Annotated in this window: 17 protein-coding genes; 6 read left to right on the top strand and 11 right to left on the bottom strand. The window is 59.1% G+C overall.

Going from position 1 to position 20,656, the window contains the following annotated elements:
- Positions 1-255: 255 nt before the first annotated feature.
- From rsuA to D781_RS14395, 3 genes are all read left to right on the top strand, one after another.
- Positions 256-972, top strand: a complete 717-nt coding sequence (gene rsuA / locus D781_RS14405) for a 16S rRNA pseudouridine(516) synthase RsuA (RefSeq protein WP_015673072.1) — start codon at positions 256-258, stop codon at positions 970-972.
- Positions 973-1,006: 34 nt separating this feature from the next.
- Positions 1,007-2,215: a Bcr/CflA family multidrug efflux MFS transporter gene (locus D781_RS14400; protein WP_015673071.1), complete on the top strand. Its 1,209-nt coding sequence runs from the start codon at positions 1,007-1,009 to the stop codon at positions 2,213-2,215.
- A 610-nt stretch (positions 2,216-2,825) separates the two neighbouring features.
- On the top strand, positions 2,826-3,170 hold the full coding sequence (locus D781_RS14395) for a YejG family protein (protein WP_015673070.1): 345 nt from the start codon (positions 2,826-2,828) through the stop codon (positions 3,168-3,170).
- Positions 3,171-3,283: 113 nt separating this feature from the next.
- Here D781_RS14395 and D781_RS14390 read toward each other — a convergent pair whose 3' ends face one another.
- The 6 genes from D781_RS14390 to D781_RS14365 form a co-directional block, all read right to left on the bottom strand.
- Positions 3,284-5,089 carry an extracellular solute-binding protein gene (locus D781_RS14390; RefSeq protein ID WP_041412159.1) on the bottom strand — a complete coding sequence of 602 codons (1,806 nt, stop codon included), beginning with the start codon at positions 5,087-5,089 and terminating at the stop codon, positions 3,284-3,286.
- Between the two features lie 73 nt (positions 5,090-5,162).
- The gene (locus tag D781_RS14385; RefSeq protein ID WP_015673068.1) at positions 5,163-6,755 is read right to left on the bottom strand and encodes a cyclic di-GMP phosphodiesterase; all 1,593 of its coding nucleotides are present in this window, start codon (positions 6,753-6,755) and stop codon (positions 5,163-5,165) included.
- Positions 6,756-6,856: 101 nt separating this feature from the next.
- The gene (locus tag D781_RS14380) at positions 6,857-7,510 is read right to left on the bottom strand and encodes a TetR family transcriptional regulator (RefSeq protein ID WP_015673067.1); all 654 of its coding nucleotides are present in this window, start codon (positions 7,508-7,510) and stop codon (positions 6,857-6,859) included.
- A gap of 182 nt (positions 7,511-7,692) precedes the next feature.
- On the bottom strand, positions 7,693-8,271 hold the full coding sequence (gene mepS / locus D781_RS14375; protein ID WP_015673066.1) for a bifunctional murein DD-endopeptidase/murein LD-carboxypeptidase: 579 nt from the start codon (positions 8,269-8,271) through the stop codon (positions 7,693-7,695).
- 410 nt (positions 8,272-8,681) lie between these two features.
- Complete coding sequence (locus D781_RS14370) at positions 8,682-9,392, bottom strand: phosphatase PAP2 family protein (RefSeq protein WP_015673065.1); 711 nt, start codon at positions 9,390-9,392, stop codon at positions 8,682-8,684.
- 48 nt (positions 9,393-9,440) lie between these two features.
- Complete coding sequence (locus D781_RS14365) at positions 9,441-10,415, bottom strand: GTP-binding protein (protein WP_015673064.1); 975 nt, start codon at positions 10,413-10,415, stop codon at positions 9,441-9,443.
- A 320-nt stretch (positions 10,416-10,735) separates the two neighbouring features.
- Between D781_RS14365 and D781_RS14360 the strand changes: the two genes are divergently transcribed.
- Complete coding sequence (locus D781_RS14360; RefSeq protein ID WP_015673063.1) at positions 10,736-11,047, top strand: type 1 fimbrial protein; 312 nt, start codon at positions 10,736-10,738, stop codon at positions 11,045-11,047.
- 48 nt (positions 11,048-11,095) lie between these two features.
- Here D781_RS14360 and D781_RS14355 read toward each other — a convergent pair whose 3' ends face one another.
- Positions 11,096-12,571 (bottom strand): fructuronate reductase, encoded by a 1,476-nt coding sequence (locus D781_RS14355; protein ID WP_015673062.1) that lies wholly within the window; start codon positions 12,569-12,571, stop codon positions 11,096-11,098.
- Positions 12,572-12,905: 334 nt separating this feature from the next.
- Between D781_RS14355 and uxuA the strand changes: the two genes are divergently transcribed.
- Positions 12,906-14,099, top strand: coding sequence for a mannonate dehydratase (gene uxuA / locus D781_RS14350; protein ID WP_015673061.1), 1,194 nt, complete (start codon positions 12,906-12,908; stop codon positions 14,097-14,099).
- Positions 14,100-14,236: 137 nt separating this feature from the next.
- On the opposite strand, the gene yeiP is transcribed toward uxuA, so the two are convergent.
- Together yeiP and mtr are read right to left on the bottom strand one after the other, a co-directional pair.
- A complete protein-coding gene (gene yeiP / locus D781_RS14345; protein ID WP_015673060.1) occupies positions 14,237-14,809 on the bottom strand; it encodes an elongation factor P-like protein YeiP in 573 nt (190 codons plus the stop codon).
- 130 nt (positions 14,810-14,939) lie between these two features.
- Positions 14,940-16,181 (bottom strand): tryptophan permease, encoded by a 1,242-nt coding sequence (gene mtr / locus D781_RS14340; protein ID WP_015673059.1) that lies wholly within the window; start codon positions 16,179-16,181, stop codon positions 14,940-14,942.
- 266 nt (positions 16,182-16,447) lie between these two features.
- On the opposite strand from mtr, the gene D781_RS14335 reads away from it, so the two are divergent.
- Positions 16,448-16,702 (top strand): YkgJ family cysteine cluster protein, encoded by a 255-nt coding sequence (locus D781_RS14335; protein ID WP_015673058.1) that lies wholly within the window; start codon positions 16,448-16,450, stop codon positions 16,700-16,702.
- Between the two features lie 63 nt (positions 16,703-16,765).
- Here the strand turns inward: D781_RS14335 and torA are convergent, their stop codons facing one another.
- Together torA and D781_RS14325 are read right to left on the bottom strand one after the other, a co-directional pair.
- Positions 16,766-19,246: a trimethylamine-N-oxide reductase TorA gene (gene torA, locus D781_RS14330; RefSeq protein ID WP_015673057.1), complete on the bottom strand. Its 2,481-nt coding sequence runs from the start codon at positions 19,244-19,246 to the stop codon at positions 16,766-16,768.
- A 13-nt stretch (positions 19,247-19,259) separates the two neighbouring features.
- Positions 19,260-20,414: a NapC/NirT family cytochrome c gene (locus D781_RS14325; protein ID WP_015673056.1), complete on the bottom strand. Its 1,155-nt coding sequence runs from the start codon at positions 20,412-20,414 to the stop codon at positions 19,260-19,262.
- Positions 20,415-20,656: the final 242 nt, after the last annotated feature.

The raw sequence follows: 20,656 nt of genomic DNA, 5'->3' as shown, positions 1-20,656 counted from the left end.
TGTCACGTCTCTGGCCGCAAAAAATTTGCGCTTATAGTACCGTTTGCCGGCATGGGTTGCGACCTGCAACAAAATTGCCCTGTTACGGCAACCTTTCCATGGCTATAATCAGCGGACAGCAATCGCTGTTTCCCCACGCGATGTTACTGATTCACCCTCTTCGAACCGGCTATTGCACCTGGTGCAAGGGCGGGACGTCATATTTTTTAGCAATACGATCGAAGCGATCTGACAACGACAGGCAAAGCAGACTCAATGCGACTGGACAAGTTTTTATCTCAGCAGTTAGGTATCAGCCGCGCGCTGGTGGCGCGTGAACTCCGTGCGAAGCGCGTCACGGTTGACGGCGAAACGGTAAAAAGCGGGGCGCTGAAGCTGACCCCGGAGATGGAAGTCACGTTTGACGGCAACGTGCTGGAACAAATCAACGGGCCGCGCTACTTCATGCTGAACAAGCCGCAGGGCTATGTGTGCTCCACCGACGATCCGGACCATCCGACGGTGCTGTATTTCCTCGACGAGCCGGTCGCTTATAAGCTGCATGCCGCCGGACGCCTGGATATTGATACCACCGGGCTGGTGCTGATGACCGATGACGGCCAGTGGTCGCACCGCATCACCTCGCCGCGCCACCACTGTGAGAAAACCTATCTGGTGACGCTGGAACAGCCGCTGGCGGCGGATACCGCGCAGCGCTTCGCGGAAGGGGTGCAGCTGCACAATGAAAAAGATCTGACGCGTCCGGCGCGGCTGGAACAGCTGGAAGAGCATCTGGTGCGGCTGACCATCAGCGAGGGGCGCTATCACCAGGTCAAGCGCATGTTTGCCGCGGTGGGCAACCGGGTGGTGGAGCTGCACCGCGAGCGGATCGGCGCGATTACGCTGGACGAGGATCTGGCGCCGGGCGAATACCGTCCGCTGACGGAAGAAGAGATTGCCAGCGTGGGCGCGCCACACTTGCAGCAAGACTAATCGATAAGCGCGGCTGATTAAGGAGTCGTTGAAGGTGCAACATAACCGGACATCTCACCTCGGTTTGATTTTTATTCTGGGCCTGCTTTCCATGCTGATGCCGCTGGCCATCGATATGTATCTGCCCAGCATGCCGGTGATCGCCCAGGAGTTCGGCGTAGCATCCGGCAGTGTGCAGATGACGCTCAGCGCCTATATGCTCGGCTTTGCCGTCGGCCAGCTGTTCTATGGGCCGATGTCGGACAGCATCGGGCGTAAGCCGGTGATCCTGTGGGGAACGCTGATTTTTGCCCTGGCCGGCTGCGCCTGCGCCATGGCGCAGTCGGTAGAGCAGCTGATTAACCTGCGCTTTTTGCACGGGCTGTCGGCGGCGGCGGCCAGCGTGGTGATCAATGCCCTGATGCGCGATATGTTCACCAAGGACGAGTTCTCGCGCATGATGTCCTTCGTGATCCTGGTGATGACCATCGCGCCGCTGCTGGCGCCGATGATCGGCGGGGCGCTGCTGCTGTGGTTCAACTGGCACGCGATTTTCTGGACCATGGGCGCTGCGGCGCTGATCGGCTCGCTGCTGGTGGCGCTGTTTATCAAGGAAACCCTGCCGAAGGAGCGACGGCAGAAGTTCCATCTGCGCACCACGCTGGGGAATTTCGGTTCGCTGTTTCGTCACCGGCGGGTGCTGAGCTATATGCTGGCCAGCGCCTTCTCCTTTGCCGGCATGTTTTCATTCCTCAGCGCCGGCCCGTTTGTCTATATCGAGCTAAATCACGTATCGCCGCAGCATTTTGGCTACTATTTTGCGCTGAATATCGTGTTCCTGTTCCTGACCACGTTGGTGAACAGCCGTAATGTGCGGCGCGTCGGCGCGGTGAAGATGTTCCGGCTGGGGCTGAGCGTACAGCTGACCATGGGGCTTTGGCTGCTGGTGGTCAGCGCCGCCGGTCTCGGCTTCTGGGCGCTGGTGATCGGCGTGGCGGTCTATCTGGGCTGTATCGCGATGATTTCTTCCAATGCGATGGCGGTGATTCTTGACGACTTCCCGCATATGGCGGGCACCGCCTCTTCGCTGGCCGGTACGCTGCGTTTCAGCATCGGTGCCCTGGTGGGCGCGCTGTTATCGCTGCTGCCGGGGCAGAGCGCCTGGCCGATGGTGTCGTCAATGGCGCTGTGCAGCATTATCGCCATGCTGCTTTATCTCTACGCCAGCCGGCCGCGCGCCGCGGCGGCGGCCTCCTCCCATTGATGTTATCCGCGGGAACCGGCATGTCGGTTTCCGCGGAGTAGCGTGTTTCTCCCGTCTTTTCGCATCATCATGATCTCCCTCGCCAATCAACGTTTAATTTGTTGCTAAATATAAGCATGCTAACTGACGCTGCAGATCGGTACGGCGCCGCATTTTGTTAAAAAAAGCCTTTCGCCTGGGCGCAACGTCGGCGTGATAAATCAGCCGTAGCAGGCTGGCGGGGGGCTGGCGACTTATCGGTTTGTTGCTTTATTAATCATAATGTTAACAACGGCAGGGCGCGACGTAGCGACGGCGTAATGTTTAATTGATGTAAAATTATGGCGAAGTAAAGGTGATCACAATGCAATAAAAAAGAGTTGAGATTGTGAGCGGAAAGGGTTACATATAACGCAAAAATGCGAGCTGAGTCGCAAAATATGCCAAGAAGCACGCCCAGTAAGGGTAAAAACAGCGACAAATCAGCAAACGCCGGGTTCTGTTAATAGTTTGTGACAAAATATGCCGATGAAAGCGGGCAATTCGCAGCAGAGTCAGTATTGAACGGCTATAACTTAGTTACCCGGTGATGTAAAAAAAATGTTTCAACTTTTCAAACTAGGGATTTCATGTGGATAGTATCCAACTTTCGGTAGTGCATCGCTTGCCGCAAAGTTACCGTTGGCTATCGGGGTTCACCGGCGTTAAGGTTGAGCCGCTGCCGTTGAACGGTATCGACGAAGATAACAACCTGATTGGCCTGAAACTGCTTAGCCACGATGGCAATGAAGCCTGGCGCGTGATGCAACAGCTTAAACTCACCCTGCAGGAGATTCAGGTCGACTGCGCCGTGGTCGAATGGGAAGGGGAGCCTTGCCTGTTCGTACATAGCCGGGACGAGAGCGCCACCATATGCCGTTTGAAAAACGTCGGCGCGGCGATCGCCGAACCGATAAGCGCGCAATACCCTTTCTGATTTCCCGCTGATTTTTCTGCGCCGTTGCCGCACCTCGGCGGCGGCAGGCTGACGCCACGCCGCCTCCGCCCGTCCTGTTGACTCTTCCCTGAATCTTCTCCGCACGCCGCAGATCAGCGCTGCGCCGGCAGTCGTGCGGCTTTATTCACGTCGAACCACCAGTCGTTCAGACCGACGGCGTTGGTCGGACGCACCGCCGGGGAGGAGAACTTGTCCCAGAAGGCGTAGCGAACGTGGTTGGAGTACCACATCGGCAGCATATAGCGGTTCCAGGTCAGCACCCGATCCAGCGCCCGGCCGAGCGGCAGCAGCGCCTGCGGGTTATGCTGGTTTTTGACGATCTGCGCGAGCAGGGCATCGACCGCCGGATCGCTGACGCCGGCGGCGTTATAGCCGGCGTCACGTTTGCCGGATCCCCAGTAGAATGACAAATCGGCGTTGGGGTAGGCCATCGCCGGATAGACGATGGCGGCCATCGCGTAATCGCGCTGCTGCAGGCGCTGGGCGTATCGAACGGCATCGACTTCACGCGGTTGCAGCATGATGCCCAGCTGTTGCAGGCTGTGCTGGAACGGCTGTACGTACTGGAAGGCGCTGTTGTCCGGCAGCAGCAGCTCGAAGGTCAGCGGCTGGCCGGTGCTGGCGTTAACCAGGCGCTGGTTTCTGACCTCCCAGCCGGCCTCTTTCAGCAGCCGGGCGGCGTTGAGCAGGTTTTGCCGGTTGTTGCCGCTGCCGTCCGAGCGCGGCGGCTGATAAACGCGGGTGAATACCTCCGGCGGCACCTGGCCTTTCAGCGGCGCCAGCAGCGCCAGCTCTTCGGCGTTCGGGTAGCCCTTGGCGGCGTAAGGCGTGTTCTGGAAATAGCTGTCGGTACGCTGGTAGGCGTCGGCGTAGAGCGTTTTATTCATCGCATCGAAATCGAAGGCCAGCGTAACGGCTTCCCGCACCCGGGGATCGTTGAAGGGGGGCCGCGTGATATTAAACGCCAGCCAGCGGGCGTTTTGCGCCGTCTGGCTGCTATCGTCACGTTTGACGATATAACCGCGGCTGAAATTATCGCCCTGATACTGGCTCACCCAGCTTTTGGCCGAGCTTTCGCTGCGGAAATCATAGGCGCCGGCCTTGAAGGCCGCCAGCGCCGCCTGCTCATTCGGGTAGTAATCGTAGCGGATGGTATCGAAATTGAAGCGGCCGCGGTTGACCGGCAGGCCGGCGGCCCAGTAGTCGCGCATGCGCTGATAGGTAATCGAGTGGCCGATGCGATAATCGCTGATTTTATATGGCCCGCTGCCGAGCGGCGGCGTGCTGAGCGGTTCGCTGAGCTTATGATTCTGCCAGAAGCTCTGCGGCAGCACTTTCAGCCCCAGCAGGCTGAGCATCTGTACGCGATCCGCTCTGCGCTGTTCGATGCGCACCGTCAGGCGTGAGATCGCCTTGACGGTAACGCCCTGATAATACGCCCGGAACTGCGGTACGCCTTCCGCCATAAATTTATCGAAGCTGAACGCCACGTCGGCGGCGGTGATCGGGCTGCCGTCCTGGAAGCGGGCGAGGGCGTTGATATTCAGCTCCATCCAGCGCATATCCTGCGGATAACGCGCCGACTCGGCAATCAGCGGGTAATAGCTGGCCGGCTCGTCATCCGAGGTGGCGAACAGCGGGTCGTACAGCTCGTCGGTGCGCTGGCCCGGCACGCCGCGGCCGGCATAGGGGTTGAAATGGTCATAGCTGCCGATGGCTGCCAGCTGGATATCGCCGCCCTTGGGGGCCGCCGGATTGACGTAATCGTAGTGGCTGAAATCGTTGGAGTATTTGGGATCGCCGAGCAGTGCGAACGCATAGCTTTCATTAAGCTGTTCGGCGTGCAACCCTAAACTCAGTGCGGCAAGCACCAGAGCGGCAAAAACGCGCATGGACAGGCTCCTGCTGTATCCATCGGATGCCCGGCATCTCCGCCCGCTCACGGCGGTTGCGACGCTGGGCGTAAACAACCTAAGGACCGGTGGTTTCGCCGGTCAGGCAATTATAGACCGAATTTGCCTGGCAAAAAGCGACAAAATCATCGATTTTCAACGGTTTGCTAAAATAGTAACCCTGCATGAAACTGACGCCGCGCTGCTGCAGGAAGCTGACCTGCTCAGCGGTTTCCACCCCTTCGGCCACCGTGCGCATCTGCAGTTTGTCCGCCAGCGTCAACACCGCGTCCAGCACCGGCGCGGTGACGGTATCCTGGCCGATGGTATTGACGAATCCGCGGTCGATTTTCAGGTAGTCCATGGTGAAGCGCTGTAGATAGATCAGCGCGCTGTGGCCGGTGCCGAAATCATCAATGGCAATCTCGATCCCTTGCCGGTGCAGCCAGTCAAACTCCTGCTGCGCGCAGTCTTCCTCCACGATATCGCGTTCGGTGATTTCAAACACCAGCGTAAAGTCGTGCTGCGGCAGCTGCGTTAACAGCTCCAGCACGTCCTGGTGGAAGCCGGGATCGCGCAGGTGGGACGGCGCGATATTCATCCCCAGCTTGGCGCCCGGCGGCAGTGCTTCAGTCAGTTTGACGGCGTCGTCGGCGATCAGTTTGAACAGGTGGCGGGTCAGCGGCACGATCAGGTTTTCGCTCTCCGCATAGGGGATAAACAGGTCCGGCGGGATGCGCCCCTCGGTCGGGTGCTGCCAGCGCAGCAACACTTCCAGGCCGGAAATGGCGTTGCTGGCGGTATGGAACACCGGCTGATATTCGACAAAGAACTCATTGCGCTTCATGCCGCGCAGCAGCGCGCGTTCGGGGCTTTGGCGCAGCAGCATGGCGTAATAGCACAGCACGCCGATCAGCAGAGACAGCACCAGAGCGGCCAGCAGCGTCAGGCGGATGTCATTGCTGGTCAGTTTCTGATTATAGAACAGCAGCGCCAGCGGATAGCCGGGAATGGACAGCCGGTCGGACTGATAGGCCGGCAGACGGTCCAGCGGGACCAGATCGGCAGAGAAGGTGGTGAGGGCCTGGGTGCCCATAATCACGGCCACGCCGGAGTTTTTCGCGCCGGGCGTACTGAGCAGATAGGGCAGCAGATGAATATCCAGCGTAGTCAGGACGCCGTCGGCGCTGTCGCCGGGCTTGCGCAGCCAGACCATCACGGCCGGCCGGTCGGGGATCATCGGCGTGCCCGCCTGCAGTTTCATATCCAGCGGCTGGTGCCCGTTAATTTCCGGAGCAATGGCTTTCAGTTCGCTCTGCATATTACCGGTGGCGGACGAACAATAGGCGACGCCGTTTTTGATCAGCAAAAACGTGCGTACGTCCGGCGTGAACGCGGCGCGGTAACCAATCTCCGGCAGGGCCGCCTGGCAGCTTTCCTGCGTCAGCGGCAGGATATTGCGCATCACGCCGGTCAGGGTGTTTAAATAATTCACGGCGAAGCGCTGAGTGCGCTGCGCAAGATCCTGGTGAAATTGCGTGCGTTGGTGATAGATCAAAAACAATGTTACCGAGCTGAAAAGGATAAAAAAGACCAGGGCCACAATACAACTTTTAACCAGGCTGCGCCGACGATGTGATATATGGCGGGTAAATGCCTTTTTTAACCCCATAAGCCAGCCCCCTGAGCACGGCGTAATAGTTTGTTCTGCTTTTACTATATCTTATTCGCGCAGATTTGAGCATCAAGGAAGCGGGACGGCGTGCGGTTCATTTATTTGCACTGTAAATAACGCATCACCACATCCACCGTCATTTGCCGGTAGTAGGCCAATTTCTCTTCCGCCGTGCGGTTGCCTTCAAATAAGGTATCGAAGGTATATTGGTTGGCGGCGTGGTGGAAGCACAGCGCGCTGATAATACGGTGCACATCGCGCGCATTCATATCGGGGGAGAATAATTCCTGCTGTTTACCCCGCTGTAAAATATCTTCCAGCGTTTGCAGCGCGCTGACGTTGAGTAATTTCAGCTTTTCTGACTGGCGGGCATACTGGCCGCGCTGCATGTTCTCCAGGCTGACCAGGCGGATAAACGCCGGGTGGGCGACGTGATAGTCGAAGTTGGCCTCAATCAGACGCTGCATGGCGGCCTGCGGTGGCAGCGTCGCCAGGTTGAGCGCCATTTCGTCCTGGCGGATATGCGCGTAGGCGTATTCCAGTACGGCGATATACAGCGACTCTTTATTCTTGAAGTGGTAAACCACCATGCGTTTGGTGGTATCCGCCTGTTCGGCAATGCGCTCCAGGCGCGCGCCCTTCAGGCCAGCCTCAGAGAACTCCGCCAGCGCGCTGGCGAAAATACGCTGTTTCAGCCCTTCGGGGTCGTTTTTGCGGGGATTTTTTGCGGATGTTTCGTGAGCTGTACTCAAAATAGGCTCCGTAAAAGTAGGCCGTCGCGGCGGGCTGGTGCTGACGTCGCGAACGGGAAGTCAGCCGCCACTGTAAAATCCGGCGGGCAAAAGTGCAAATCTCACCGCGGCGGCCGAAATAAAAACGCCGCCCGGAGGGGCGGCGCTGCGGCGTTCGTTTGGTATTCAGGACTTCTTTCAGGTCAGCTGTTGTTGGTCAACACCCGGCGCGCTTCGTGATAGCGCTTGTTCCAGTACACATTGGTCAGCTTGGAAATCATCACGCCATTGCTGGCGGACGCATGAACAAACTGATCGTTCCCCAGATAGATGCCGACGTGACGGCCGGTGGAACCGGAGCGGAACAGCACCAGATCGCCCGGGCGCAGTTTGCTGCGCTGCACTTTTTTGCCCATATCTTCCTGCTGATAGGTCGAGCGGGGCAGATCCATGCCGAACTGTTCGCGGAAGGTACGTTGCACAAAGGCGGAACAGTCGATGCCGCGTTTGCTTTCACCGCCCAGACGGTAGCGGACGCCTTTCCAGTCGGCGTACTGGTCCAGAATTTTTGACTTGATGTCAACATTACGCACCATGGCCTCGAATTCATCCTGAGAGGCTTGCAGTAAAAGACCGCCTTTGTCGTTAACTGCATGCATCTCAGTTTGTGCGTTGTTCGAATTGGCCGTATGAGTCGAACTACAGGCGGAGAGCAGGACTGCTGCCGCCATTGCGGGTACCAACCGCAACATGTATCTCAGAAAAGGTTGAGATTTGACCATTGTTCTCGAATTCCCTTGAAGTCCTTAACGACGAATGTCGTCACCTGAAAAATGCCAAACTGAACGAGGCCGGATTGCATCCTGTGTTATCGCCGTCATCAAACGGCAAAAAAATGTGCTCCAACGCACACTTTTCCCGGCTTTAATAGCGAAAAGAGATAAAACAGGCACAAACGTTAAAGAGATTACCGGAAGATATGGGGGATTGCGAGCCTTTTTCTCTGACTTTTTTATCAGAATTAGCGATGTAACATAATGTAAAACTTCAGATAAAAAAAACGAAACCTGCTCGGGCGATCCGGGCGAGCAACGGCGGGGCAAAATTGGGCGGGCGGCGGGAAAGATATGCGCAGGATTTGGCGGTGATTTTCCCCCGCTGCGGAGGCGTTGCGGGGGAAGATAACCTCGGTTTATGGCCGGCCTGGGCGGTGTTTGCCGGGCAACAGGCGATTTAACCCGTCAATCAGGGCATCGCTGGCCGGGGTCATCAGCCACCAGCTGGCACCGACCAGCACCACGGACAATGAGCCGACCGCGATATCGGTGAACCAGTGGGCGCCGATCATTACCCGCGGCAGTGAAAACACCACGACGATCGCCAGCGCGATAATAAAGGCGCGGACGTTAAAGTAACGCAGCATAAAGCAGGCGAAAATAATCAGCATCATGCCGTGGTCGCCGGGGAAGCTGTCGCTGGAGGCGTCTTTGGTCGGAATGCCGGTCAGCTCGCTGACGCGGTTGATATTATCAAAGGTCAGCGTCGGGCTGGGGTGTTTCACCGGCAGCAGGTGCCCCAGCTGGTTCAGCACTACCGCGGTCAGCAGCATCACCACGCCGGTCACCAGCAGGCGACGGCGGCCATAGGCATCCTGTTTCAGATAGAAATAGAGGTACAGCAGCCCCATGGCGATCAGTGAAATAGCGTCAAAGGCGCGGTTATTGGTAATCGCCACCAGGTGTAAAAAGGTGGGATCGCTGGCCAGATGCTGATTAAAGAAGAAGAAAATGGCCGAATCCACTTTAAACCACAGCCCGTGGTTGGCGGGTAAATACCAGGACAAGAATAAGGCGATGCCCAGGATATTAAGGAGCAGAATGCGGGGAAGATTACGGCGCGTCATGAAATAACCTGTGTCAATAGTCAGAAAACGATGATAACGGTAAAGCCGTCAGCCTAAACGAATCTTAAACAAAGCCGATTGCAACGCATTCCAGTCGGCGTCCGCGCTGTGAATCAATTCAATACGGCTGTCCAGCGGTGGCGCAGGACGGGTTTCAATACTGAGATCCTGCCCCTGGCGGTTGATCACCAGCGTCCCTTCGGCGATGCGCACCACGCCTTTGGCGCGGTCGACCGGCGCCAGGCGGATCCACTCCATCATGCCGATGGTGTCAAACTCGGTATCGCCGTCAAAAATCCAGCCGCAGGCGGTGTAGCCTTGTCCCTGGTTCAGCGCCCGGCGCCAGCGCGAGTTGGACGGCAGGCGCAGTGCGGCCAGCCCCTGGGGCGCGGCGTGCGCATGATGATGCTGTCCGTCGGGCAGTTCCGCGCGGTTGGTGCGCGGCAGATCGAGCAGCGCGACGTCCATCTGCCCGCGTTCAATCTGGTAGACCGGCCGGCCGGCGGCGGCGTTTTCCTGCCAGCTTTGCAGCGCGTCGCGGTCGGCCGCCTGCCAGACGTCGCTTTTATTCGCCATAATCAGGTCGGCGGCCGCCAGCTGATCGCGGAAGTTTTCATTGTCGCGATAGCGCGCTTCCCGCAGCTGGCGGGCATCCAGCAGGCAGACGGTGGCGCGCAGATCGATCCAGCCGCCGTAGGTGTCCTGCGTCAGCAGCGACAGGATCTGCTTCGGATGGCCAAGGCCGGTGGGTTCAATCAGCAGTCGGTCGGGTTTGGCCTGCTGCAGCAGCATATTCAGCCCGACCTGCATCGGCAGCCCGTTGACGCAGCACATACAGCCGCCGGGGATCTCTTTCAGTACGGCGCCGGAATCGGCCAGCAGCGCGCCATCAATGCCAATTTCACCAAACTCGTTGACCAACACCGCCCAGCGCTCATTTTCCGGCTTGTTCGCCAGCAGGTGACGGATGGTGGTGGTTTTGCCGCTGCCGAGGAAACCGGTGATCAGGTTGGTTTTCGTCATAAATATATTCCTGATGTTAATTTATTTAACAGTTCAATTATTGAGCATTATTGATGGGATTATCGCTGGCTATCCCGGGCACGTGTGCTGAATCACAAATCTTGCAGATAAAAATGCGCCTTTCTGGTTTCAAAATCCATCTTGCGATACAAGAAATTTCCTAAGAAAAATCACTACGTTCAATGCGGTTTTTGTTGTTATTAGCCTGTTTTTCTTCTGTTAATTGAGCAAGCATTCAACAAATGTTGTATCTGTTCTTGAGATTACTCCTAGGTATATCCCCTATGTTTAAATTGGCTTAATAAAAATATGAGGTGGCCATGAATACCCATAGGTTTATCACTGTCGTAGGCGTATTGAGTTTATGGATGATGGCCGGCCAAGTCGGCGCGCTCGGCGGCACCGTCCGCTTTATTGGCGCAGTGGTGGAGAGCCCTTGCGAGCTGAATATTACGGCAACGACGGCGCGGACGGAATGTTATCGCAATGGGCGTCACTATCAAAGCCAGCAATACACTTTGCCGAACTTTGAGACGACGCGCAAAGAACTGCCGCAGCATTTAGGTACGACGGAGATTCGCTGGGTGGACCAGCAACGGCAACTCGCCATCATGACGATAGATTATCGTTAACCGCCGGCCATACCGGGTGCGGTTGCCCGGCATGGCCGATAGTTTTGCTTATGACTTACTGACCCACTCCTGCACCGTCTGACGCGCGCCGCGATCGCGCAGCGACAGATAGGCCTGCGTCACCGCCGCGACAAACGCCGGATCCTGCGGCAGCGCCTCGCCAAAAATGGCGTTGATCGCCAGCAACTGACGCACCCGCTGCTCGTCATCCGGCGTGCTGTCGACCACCTGTTGCAGAGTGTTCAGCATCGGGTCGCGAATATCTATCGGCTGCCCGGCGTCGTCGATGCCGCCGACGTAACGCATCCAGCCCGCGACGCCCAGCGCCAAACCGCTATACTCACCGCCGTGCGCCAGGTGCCAGCGCACGGAGTCCAGCATGCGCTGCGGCAGCTTTTGTGAGCCGTCCATGGCGATCTGCCAGGTGCGGTGCTGCAGCGCCGGGTTGCTGTAACGCTCGATCAGCTGGTCGGCATAGGCGGCGAGATCGATGCCGCTGACGCTGAGCGTCGGCGCCTGTTCCGCCAGCATCAGCTGGCGGGCGGCCTGACGGTAGTTGGCGTCCGTCATGCAGTCGTTGATGTGCGGATAGCCGGCAAGGTAGCCGAGGTAGGCCAGAAATGAGTGGCTGCCGTTCAGCATGCGCAGCTTCATCTGTTCGAACGGCAGCACATCGTCCACCAGCTGTGCGCCGGCGATCTCCCAGGCGGGGCGACCGGCGACGAAGTTGTCTTCCACCACCCACTGAATAAACGGCTCGCAGGCGATGGCGCACTCGTCCTCGACGCCGCCCAGCGCCGCGGCGATTTCATCCAGCGTTTCCGGCGTGGCGGCCGGCACGATGCGGTCAACCATGGTGCTGGGAAAGGTGACCTGCGCTGCGATCCAGGCGGCCAGATCGGCGTCGCGCGCCTGCGCCAGATCGATCACCGCATGGCGCACCACGCGACCGTTTTCCGGAATATTATCGCAGGACAATACGGTGAACGGCGGCAGCCCGCGCTGGCGGCGCAGGCGCAGGGCTTCCACCAGCAGGCCGGGCACGCTGCTTGGCTGGCCAGGATTAGCCAGATCGGCGCGGATGGCCTGATGCTGCAGATCCAGGCGTCCGCTACCGGGTTCGATGCAGTAACCTTTTTCGGTAATGGTCATGGAGACGATCGCCACCTGCGGTTCGGCCAGCTTTTCCAGCACCGCCTCCACGCCTTCCAGTTTGCGGTGGACGCTGTCATGCACCGCGCCAATAACGATCGCCTGATTACCGGCGGCGCCTTTTTCCAACACCGTATAGAGGTGGTCCTGCCGGCGCAGCGTTGCAAACAGCTTGTCGCCGCTGAACTGGCTGATTTCACACAGCCCCCAGTCGCCGCCCTGACGGTTAAGCACCCGGTCGGTCAGTAATGCCTGATGGGCGCGGTGAAACGCGCCGAAGCCGATATGGACGATGCGGCTGCGCAGGGCGCTGCGGTCGTAGCTCGGCTGTTGGACATCGGCGGGAAGCGGCTGGTTGGCGATCGTGTTCATGCAAAGCTCCGTAGCAAAGTAAAAGGCTGGCCGGCGGCGGAAAAGTTATCAGACCAGTTGGCCGTGCGTTATCGGTGAGGCCGCGTGCGGGCGGCACCGTATTGAGAGTGCCATAGCCGCCGCAGCGACGTTAGTCATTACGCCGCTGTCATGGCAAATAAAGCGCGAAGCGTGAGATGGATCAATCAAACGAAGTTTGCATTTTGACAGCCGGCGACGAAAGAGTAAGTTAAAGATGAATGACATCTATCGCAAGTTGGTATAACAACATTCTCTGAAATATGCGATCTGCCTCACCACAGGCGTTCGGCAGGCGTAATAATAAGGATACGGTATGGAACAGACATGGCGTTGGTACGGGCCGAATGACCCGGTTTCTCTGGATGATGTGCGTCAGGCGGGCGCCAGCGGCGTGGTGACGGCGCTGCATCATATTGCCAACGGCGAGGTGTGGCCGGTTGACGAGATCAAGGCGCGCCAGGCGCTGCTGGCGGAAAAGGGGCTGGTCTGGTCGGTGGTGGAAAGCATCCCTGTACATGAGGATATTAAAACCCAGCGCGGTGACGCCGCGCGCTACATCGCCAACTACCAGCAGTCGCTGCGTAATCTGGCGGCCTGCGGCATTGATACCGTGTGCTACAACTTTATGCCGATCCTCGACTGGACGCGCACCGATCTGGCGTATCAACTGCCGGACGGATCCAAAGCGCTGCGTTTTGATCAGATCGCCTTCGCCGCCTTCGATCTGCATATCCTGCAGCGCGCCGGTGCGGAGCAGGATTACAGCGCCGATGAACAGGCGCAGGCGCAGGCGTATTTCGCCGCGATGAGCGAGGCGGAGATTGCCAAACTGACCGGCAATATTATCGCCGGTCTGCCGGGGGCGGAGGAGGGTTATACCCTTGAGCAGTTCCGCGCGCGCCTGGCGGAGTACGAGGGCATTGATAAAGCGCAGCTGCGGCAGAATATGGCTATCTTTCTGCGGGCGATCGTGCCGGTGGCGGAAGAGGCGGGGATCCGCCTGGCGGTGCATCCGGACGATCCGCCGCGGCCGATTCTCGGCCTGCCGCGCATCGTTTCTACCATCGAGGATATGCAGTGGCTGAAGGAATGCGTCGACAGCATTTATAACGGTTTTACCATGTGCACCGGCTCCTATGGCGTGCGCGCCGATAACGATCTGGTCAAGATGATCGAAACCTTCGGCGATCGCATTCACTTCACTCACCTGCGCGCCACCTGCCGCGAAGAGAACCCGAAAACCTTCCACGAGGGGGCGCACCTGCAGGGCGATGTCGATATGGTGGCGGTGATTGAGGCGATTCTGAACGAAGAGCAGCGGCGGCTGCACACCGGCGACCGCCGGCCGATCCCGATGCGTCCGGATCACGGTCATCAGATGCTGGATGATTTACACAAGAAAACCAATCCCGGCTATTCGGCGATCGGTCGTCTGAAAGGGCTGGCGGAGATCCGCGGCGTGGAGCTGGCGCTTAAACGGCGTTTCTTCCCGGAACTTTTGCCGTAAAAGCGCGGGGGAAACCCAAAGGATTTCAAGTCGCAGCAAGGCGGCAAGTCCGCGAATCCCCGGGAGCTTACATCAGTAAGTGACCGGGGTGAACGGACGTAGCCAACGACGCTGCGGCTTGAAAGACGCAGGTTTTTTTAGTCGGCGCGGCTCATGTAGCGCCTCTCTGCAATATGAATTCTGATCTTGTCGCCGTTGCTCAGATACTCCGGCACGTGGATCACCAGGCCGGTGGCCATGGTCGCCGGTTTGTTGCGCGCGCTGGCCGATGCGCCCTTGATGCCCGGTGCGGTGTCGACGATTTCCATATCCACGGTCTGCGGCAGTTCCAGCGCCAGCACCTGACCGTCCAGCGTCAGTACCTGCATGCCCGGCAGGCCCTCTTCCGGAATAAACAGCAGTTCATCTTCGATCTGCTCTTTTTTGAAGATATACGGCGTGTAATCTTCCTCATCCATAAACACGTACTCTTCACCGTCGATATAGGAGAAGGTCACCTTGCGGCGCGACAGTGAGATGGTGTCGAGGATGTCATCGCCCTTAAAGCGCTCTTCCACCTTCAGCCCGGTGCGCACGTCGGAGAAGCGCATTTTGTACAGCGTGCTGGCGCCGCGGGCGCTTGGGCTCTGTACGTCGATATCTTTCACCAGCAGCAGTTTGCCGTTGTGGCTGATCGCCATGCCGCGTTTAATTTCGTTAGCTCTTGCCATAAAAATAAACCTGTTTACGAGGAGTCTTGGGAGGTGGCGACACGTTACTCGCGCGGCGGCGTTCAGGCAAGTAGCGCAGGTGAAAATAAACGCGGAGCAAGCGGGACGGCGCGCCGTCCCGCAGGCGGGATTATTGAAATACCGGCAGCATGCCCAGCAGCGCCAGGCAGTGCGCGACGGCATTAATCAGGCCGAACAGGATGATAAAGGCAATCATGCCGCGGCCGCCGGGGGCGCGATAGCCGGACTGCGGGAAACGGCGGCGGCTGGCGCGCGCCATCAGCGCCGGCACGATCACCGCCCACACCGTCGCCGCCAGACCGGCAAAGCCGATGGCGTAGAGGAAGCCGTTCGGGAACAGCAGGGCGGCCAGCGTTGGCGGCGCGAAGGTCACCAGCGCGCTTTTGGCGCGCCCGCAGCCGTCGTCGCTGAACTTGAAAAAGTCGGCGATATAATCAAACAGGCCAAGCGATACGCCAAGGAACGAGCTGGCCAGCGCCATATAGGAGAACGCGTTCAGCAGCTGGCTGACGGTCTGGCTGCTGCTGTTGCCCATCTGTTTCAGCAGGCTGCCGATATTGCCGCCTTCGGCGATCACCTGTTTAAAGGCCTCGCGCGCGATATTGCCCTGAATGACATACTGCCACAGGATATAAATCGCCAGCGCCAGCAGCGTGCCGTACACCAGGCTGCGCACCACCGCGCCGCTGTCTTTATGGTAATACTTCACCAGCCCCGGCACGTTGCCGTGATAGCCGAACGACGCCAGCAGATAGGGCAGCGCGGCCAGCGCATACGGCAGATAGCTGGCGTCGCTGTTGTGCAGATCGAACAGCACCGTCGGCTGCACCTGGGTGAACATATTACCGACCGACAGCGCGAAGCTGATCACCATGCCGCCGATAAGAATGGTGCTGAGCCGGTCAACGGCGCGCGTCGACAGCCAGACGATAAACGCCACCAGGATGGCGAATACCAGGCCGGTACCGGTCTGGCCCACGGCGAGGCTGCCGGCCAGGGTATGGGCGATAATCGAGCCGCCGGCGGAAATATAGGCGTAGGTCAGAATATACAGCACGAAGGCGATCGACAGGCCGTTGATGCTGCTCCAGACGTTGCCGAGCAGATCCTTGACCACGGTGTGAAAGCTGGCGCCGGCCGGATAGTGCAGCGTGGCCTCCAAAATCATCAGGCCGGAAATCAGCATACAGGCCCAGGTATAAATCAGCAGCGCGACCGAGCCGCTGAACCACACGCCGGAAGTGACAATCGGAATCGAGAACATACCGGCGCCGACGGCGGTGCCGGCAATGATCATGGCGCCGCCGAGAACGGAGGGGCGGGAAATTTTCTGGATGCTGTCCGCAGACATGGTGGCTCCTGGTGTGGCCGTTTAGCGCGTTGGTTCTTTTGTACTAGCGTGATGGTACGTGGTGGCGCGGTGCATGTAAAGGGCTTATTACGCATAAAGAGTGCATGATTAGCCGATAACCCGTTGTTATCTTGCACAGCCCGGCGAGTCAGCGGCGGTGCTGCCGCGATTGGCCTGACGTCGCCGCAGAATAAAACCCCGGGGCCGGTATCGTTGCCGCGCGGCTTCTGGTATCGTCGCGCCTTTACCGTTAGCGGGAGTTGCGTATGGAATGTCGTATTGATTGTGGGGCCTGCTGTATCGCGCCTTCCATATCCAGCCCGATACCGGGCATGCCGGACGGCAAGCCCGCCAATACCCCCTGCATTCATCTGGATGAGCGGCTGCGCTGCGGGTTGTTCCACTCTCCGCTGCGGCCGAAGGTGTGCGCCGGCTTGCAGCCCAACCGCGAGATGTGCGCCGACAGCCGGGACGAGGCGCTGATCTATCTTGTTCGCCTAGAGGCGGAAACCGCGCCTTAACTCGTAGATAAAAAACGGGACGCCGTCGCCGGCGTCCCGTGGTGCTTTTCCGCTAATCGTGCATCAGGCGCCGGCCGGCACCGCGTGGGCGGTGTTCTGCAGCGCTTCTCCCTGATATTTCTCGATCTCCAGCTGCGCCATCTGGCCGCAGTTGCCCTGCGCCAGGCTGGAAGTGCCGATATCGAACGTCAGGCAGTTGACGTTGCCGTTCTTGCAGATGGAGCCGGGCTGCGACGGATCGGCCGGATCGAACCAGGCGCCTTCGCTGATGCGCACCGCTCCCGGACGCACGTCCTCGCTGACCAGCGCGCCGACCAGGATCTGGCCGCGATCGTTAAAGGCGCGCACCAGATCGCCCGAACTGATGCCGCGCGCCTTGGCGTCCTGCGGGTTGATCATGATCGCTTCACGGTCGGCCACGGCGAGCTTCAGGCGCAGAGGCGTATTATCGAGCTGCGAGTGCAGGCGGTTGGTCGGGTGTGCGGTGTTCAGCGACAGCGGGTATTTTTCCGCCTCCGGCCCGCGATACCATTCGTGCGGCGGCATCCAGCTCGGAATGCCGCGGCAGTCCTGATAGTGCATCTTGGCGATGGCGTCGGAGTAGATCTCTATCTTGCCGGACGGCGTGCCGAGTGGGTTCAGCAGCGGATTTTCCCGGTAGTCGGCAAAGCGCACCCACTGGGTATTGGCCTCCGGCACCGGGAAGCGCACATAGTTGTTGGACTGCCAGAACATATCGAACGGCGGCAGGGCCACGTGGGCGTTACGCGCCTGCTGTTTCATATCGTCATACATACCCTTCAGCCACTGGGTTTCGTCTTTCCCTTCGGTGAAGGCGTCTTGTACGCCCAGCTTGGCCGCCATGGCGGCGAAGATATCAAAATCGCTGCGCGCCTCATGCTGCGGCGGCACGCACTGGTGCATCGGGAACACGTACAGCTGCGAGTAGTCACCGCCCATTTCGAGGTCGTTACGCTCATAGCTGGTGGTGGCCGGCAGTACGATATCGGCATATTTGGCGGTGGCGGTCCAGTAAGGCTCGTTGACCACGATGGTGTCCGGGTGCTGCCAGGCCTTGATCAGGTTGTTGGTGTCCTGATGCTGGTGGAAAGTGTTGCCGCCGGCAACGTACACCATTTTCACTTCCGGATAGGTGACGTCCGCGCCGTTGAACTGAATGGTTTTGCCCGGGTTGGCCAGACAGTCGGCGATGCGCGCCACCGGGATCGGCGTCGGTGAGTTGCGCGGTGCGTTGCCGGCGGAGATCCCGGCGACGATGCCGCCTTTGGCCGTCGGGCTGCCGCCGGAGGAGTAGTGATAGCTGAAACCGAAGCCGCCGCCCGGCAGGCCGATCTGGCCGAGCATTGCCGCCACGGTCACCAGCAGCCAGTGCTGTTGCTCGCCGTGATGCTGGCGCTGAATGCCCCAACCGCCCATGATCATGGTGCGGTTGCCGGCTATATCGCGCGCCAACTGGCGCAGCGCCTCGGCCTCCACGCCGCAGATATCGGCGGCCCAGTCGGCGGTTTTGGCGATGCCGTCGTCGTCGCCCAGCAGGTAGGCGGCGAATTTGTCGAAACCGACGGTATAGGTGTTCAGGAAGTCGGCATTATGCAGTTTTTCCGTCAGCAGGGTATGGGCGATGCCGAGCAGCATCGCGCCGTCGGTGTAGGGACGCGGGGCGAGCCACTGCGCATTGACGAATTTGGCGCTGTCGTTGAGCACCGGATCGATGCTGATAACGCGGGTGCCTTTCTTCTTCAGCGCGGCAAAGCCGGTCTGGCCGTAGTGATCCGGCACGTTCCAGCTGTTTTTCAGCGTCACCATCGGGTTGCAGCCCCACAGGATCACCAGCTGGCTGTGCTCCACCACGTTCGGCCAGGCGGTCTGCTGCTCGTAAACCTCCATTGAGCCGACCACGTGCGACATAATCACCTGCGCCGCGCCGGTCGAATAGTCGCCGGCGTAGCCGAGGAAGCCGCCGGTCAGGTTCATCAGCCGCTGCAGCAGTGTACGGCTGTTGTGCAGCATGCCGACGCTTTTCCAGCCGTAGGAGCCGGCGTAGATTGACTGCGGGCCGTGATCCTTCTGCAGGCGAGTGATTTCGCCGCACACCAGTTCAATCGCCTTCTCCCAACTAACGCGCACCCACTGGTCATGGCCGCGCAGATCGGTGCGGCTGCCGGGGCCGCCTTCCAGCCAGCTTTTGCGCACCATCGGGTATTTCACGCGGTTTTCCGCATGCACCTGATAGGGCGCCATGGCGATCAGTTCGTTCGGGTAGGGATCGTCTTTGACCGGCTGGACGCCGACCATTTTGCCGTCCTGCACGATGGCCTCAAAGGCGCCCCAGTGGGCGCCGGTCAGAATGCCTTTTTGCGCCTGACGCAGCGCCGCAAACTGCGGCAGCGCCTGGCTGATGGCCTGTGCCAGCGCGGATTTCGGCCACAGACCCGCCAGCAGCGGGGCGGCGGCCAGCGCGGTGGCGCCGCTCAGGAAGCGGCGACGGCTGAGAGTTAACGGTTGCTGTAAATATTTGCTCATCTTCGCGTCTCCCTTAAGACTTGGCCGCCGGCGGCATATCGCTGGCGTGTTTCTGCACGTACTGTGTCAGCACGCGTAACTGTTCCTGCGTTAACGACGTACGCGGGGCCATGCCTTTGATTACGCCGATCCACTGGTTGGCGTTAAAGCGGTCAAGGGCGGTCAGACCGTGGCAGCCGGTGCAGTTGGCCGACATCATCTCTGCACTGTAGCGCCAGATTTTTTGTTGATCGTCAATCAGCTGCTTGCGCGGCAGCCAGACCTGCAGGGCAACCTGGTGCCAGATCAGGCCGGTTTCCGCATCGGTCAGGGTGTCGCCGGTTGTCAGCTGTTTGCGCGCCTCTTCACCCAGCAACACGCTGAGGATGCGTTTGCCTTGGGCGGCGTAAAATACTTCGCTGACGCCGTCCTGCTGCCAGCCGTCGACGCGGGCCAGTACCTTGTCGCCGTCCTGTTTGAGCACGTGCACCTCGGTAGACGGCATCAGGTTACCGGCGTTGTGGCTATCCTGCGGCTGCAGGAAGAACGGCTCGGTGGCGATGGTGTACAGCGTGGTGGCATTCGGCGAGCTTGCCGCTGCGGCCTGCGCCAGCTCGGCGGCGCCGGCCTGGGTGGCGCCGCTCATGTCGGGCAGAATGTGGGCGACGCCCTTGTGACAGTCGATGCAGGTTTCGCCCTGTTTGATTGCCACCGGGTGCTGCAGCCGCGCTTCCGGGCGCTGCGCCGTGATGTCCATGGCGTCAAAGCTGTGGCAGGAGCGGCAGGTGGCGGAATCATTTTCCTTCAGGGATTTCCAGACCGACTGCGCCATTGCCAGCTTATGCGCCTCGTATTTTTCCGGCGTGTCGATTTTACCGGTCATCTCACCGTAAATATCTTTCACCGCGCGGATCTTGGTCCATAAATAGTCAAGAGGCTGATGCGGTACGTGGCAGTCGGCGCATTCGGCGCGGATGCCTTTGGGGTTCTGGAAGTGCACGCTGCCCTGATATTCCGCCAGGGGCTGCTGCATGCTGTGGCAGGAGACGCAAAATTCGCTGTCGCTGGTTTTATGGAACACGGTGGCGGTGGCGGCCAGCAGCGCCGCTCCCAGCATGATGCCAAGCAGCAACAGCCATAGCCATCCCCACCGGTGTCGCTTTTCATGGTTCGTCAGTTTTTTGCTCATAGATAAGCCCGCTTATAATGATGAAATGCCCGATAACACGTGTTGCAATCGGCTCTGCGGCCGTTATAACCGCGCAATTATAGAGGGTATCGTCAAAGTCACCTAACATATTAGGGGTATTAGTGGCAAAAAAGTGACATCTTTCAGAAAAAGAAGGCGTTATATTTGCTGATATATCACGCTGTTGTGAACACTGGTGACAAAACAGGTGGCGGAGGCATCACGCATTTGTTACCAAAGCG

Origin of the sequence: Serratia sp. FGI94 (assembly GCF_000330865.1) — a bacterium.
Taxonomy (GTDB): Bacteria; Pseudomonadota; Gammaproteobacteria; order Enterobacterales; family Enterobacteriaceae; genus Serratia_B; species Serratia_B rubidaea.
Note: the sequence above shows the minus strand (reverse complement) of the source record. Positions and strands in the feature narration are given on the sequence as shown.

Excerpts from the sequence above, each read along its gene's own strand:
- rsuA (WP_015673072.1), top strand. The coding sequence starts at position 256 with ATGCGACTGGACAAGTTTTTATCTCAGCAGTTAGGTATCAGCCGCGCG.
- D781_RS14385 (WP_015673068.1), bottom strand. The coding sequence starts at position 6,755 with ATGGGGTTAAAAAAGGCATTTACCCGCCATATATCACATCGTCGGCGC.
- mepS (WP_015673066.1), bottom strand. The coding sequence starts at position 8,271 with ATGGTCAAATCTCAACCTTTTCTGAGATACATGTTGCGGTTGGTACCC.
- D781_RS14370 (WP_015673065.1), bottom strand. The coding sequence starts at position 9,392 with ATGACGCGCCGTAATCTTCCCCGCATTCTGCTCCTTAATATCCTGGGC.
- D781_RS14365 (WP_015673064.1), bottom strand. The coding sequence starts at position 10,415 with ATGACGAAAACCAACCTGATCACCGGTTTCCTCGGCAGCGGCAAAACC.
- D781_RS14360 (WP_015673063.1), top strand. The coding sequence starts at position 10,736 with ATGAATACCCATAGGTTTATCACTGTCGTAGGCGTATTGAGTTTATGG.
- D781_RS14355 (WP_015673062.1), bottom strand. The coding sequence starts at position 12,571 with ATGAACACGATCGCCAACCAGCCGCTTCCCGCCGATGTCCAACAGCCG.
- uxuA (WP_015673061.1), top strand. The coding sequence starts at position 12,906 with ATGGAACAGACATGGCGTTGGTACGGGCCGAATGACCCGGTTTCTCTG.
- yeiP (WP_015673060.1), bottom strand. The coding sequence starts at position 14,809 with ATGGCAAGAGCTAACGAAATTAAACGCGGCATGGCGATCAGCCACAAC.
- mtr (WP_015673059.1), bottom strand. The coding sequence starts at position 16,181 with ATGTCTGCGGACAGCATCCAGAAAATTTCCCGCCCCTCCGTTCTCGGC.
- D781_RS14335 (WP_015673058.1), top strand. The coding sequence starts at position 16,448 with ATGGAATGTCGTATTGATTGTGGGGCCTGCTGTATCGCGCCTTCCATA.
- torA (WP_015673057.1), bottom strand. The coding sequence starts at position 19,246 with ATGAGCAAATATTTACAGCAACCGTTAACTCTCAGCCGTCGCCGCTTC.
- D781_RS14325 (WP_015673056.1), bottom strand. The coding sequence starts at position 20,414 with ATGAGCAAAAAACTGACGAACCATGAAAAGCGACACCGGTGGGGATGG.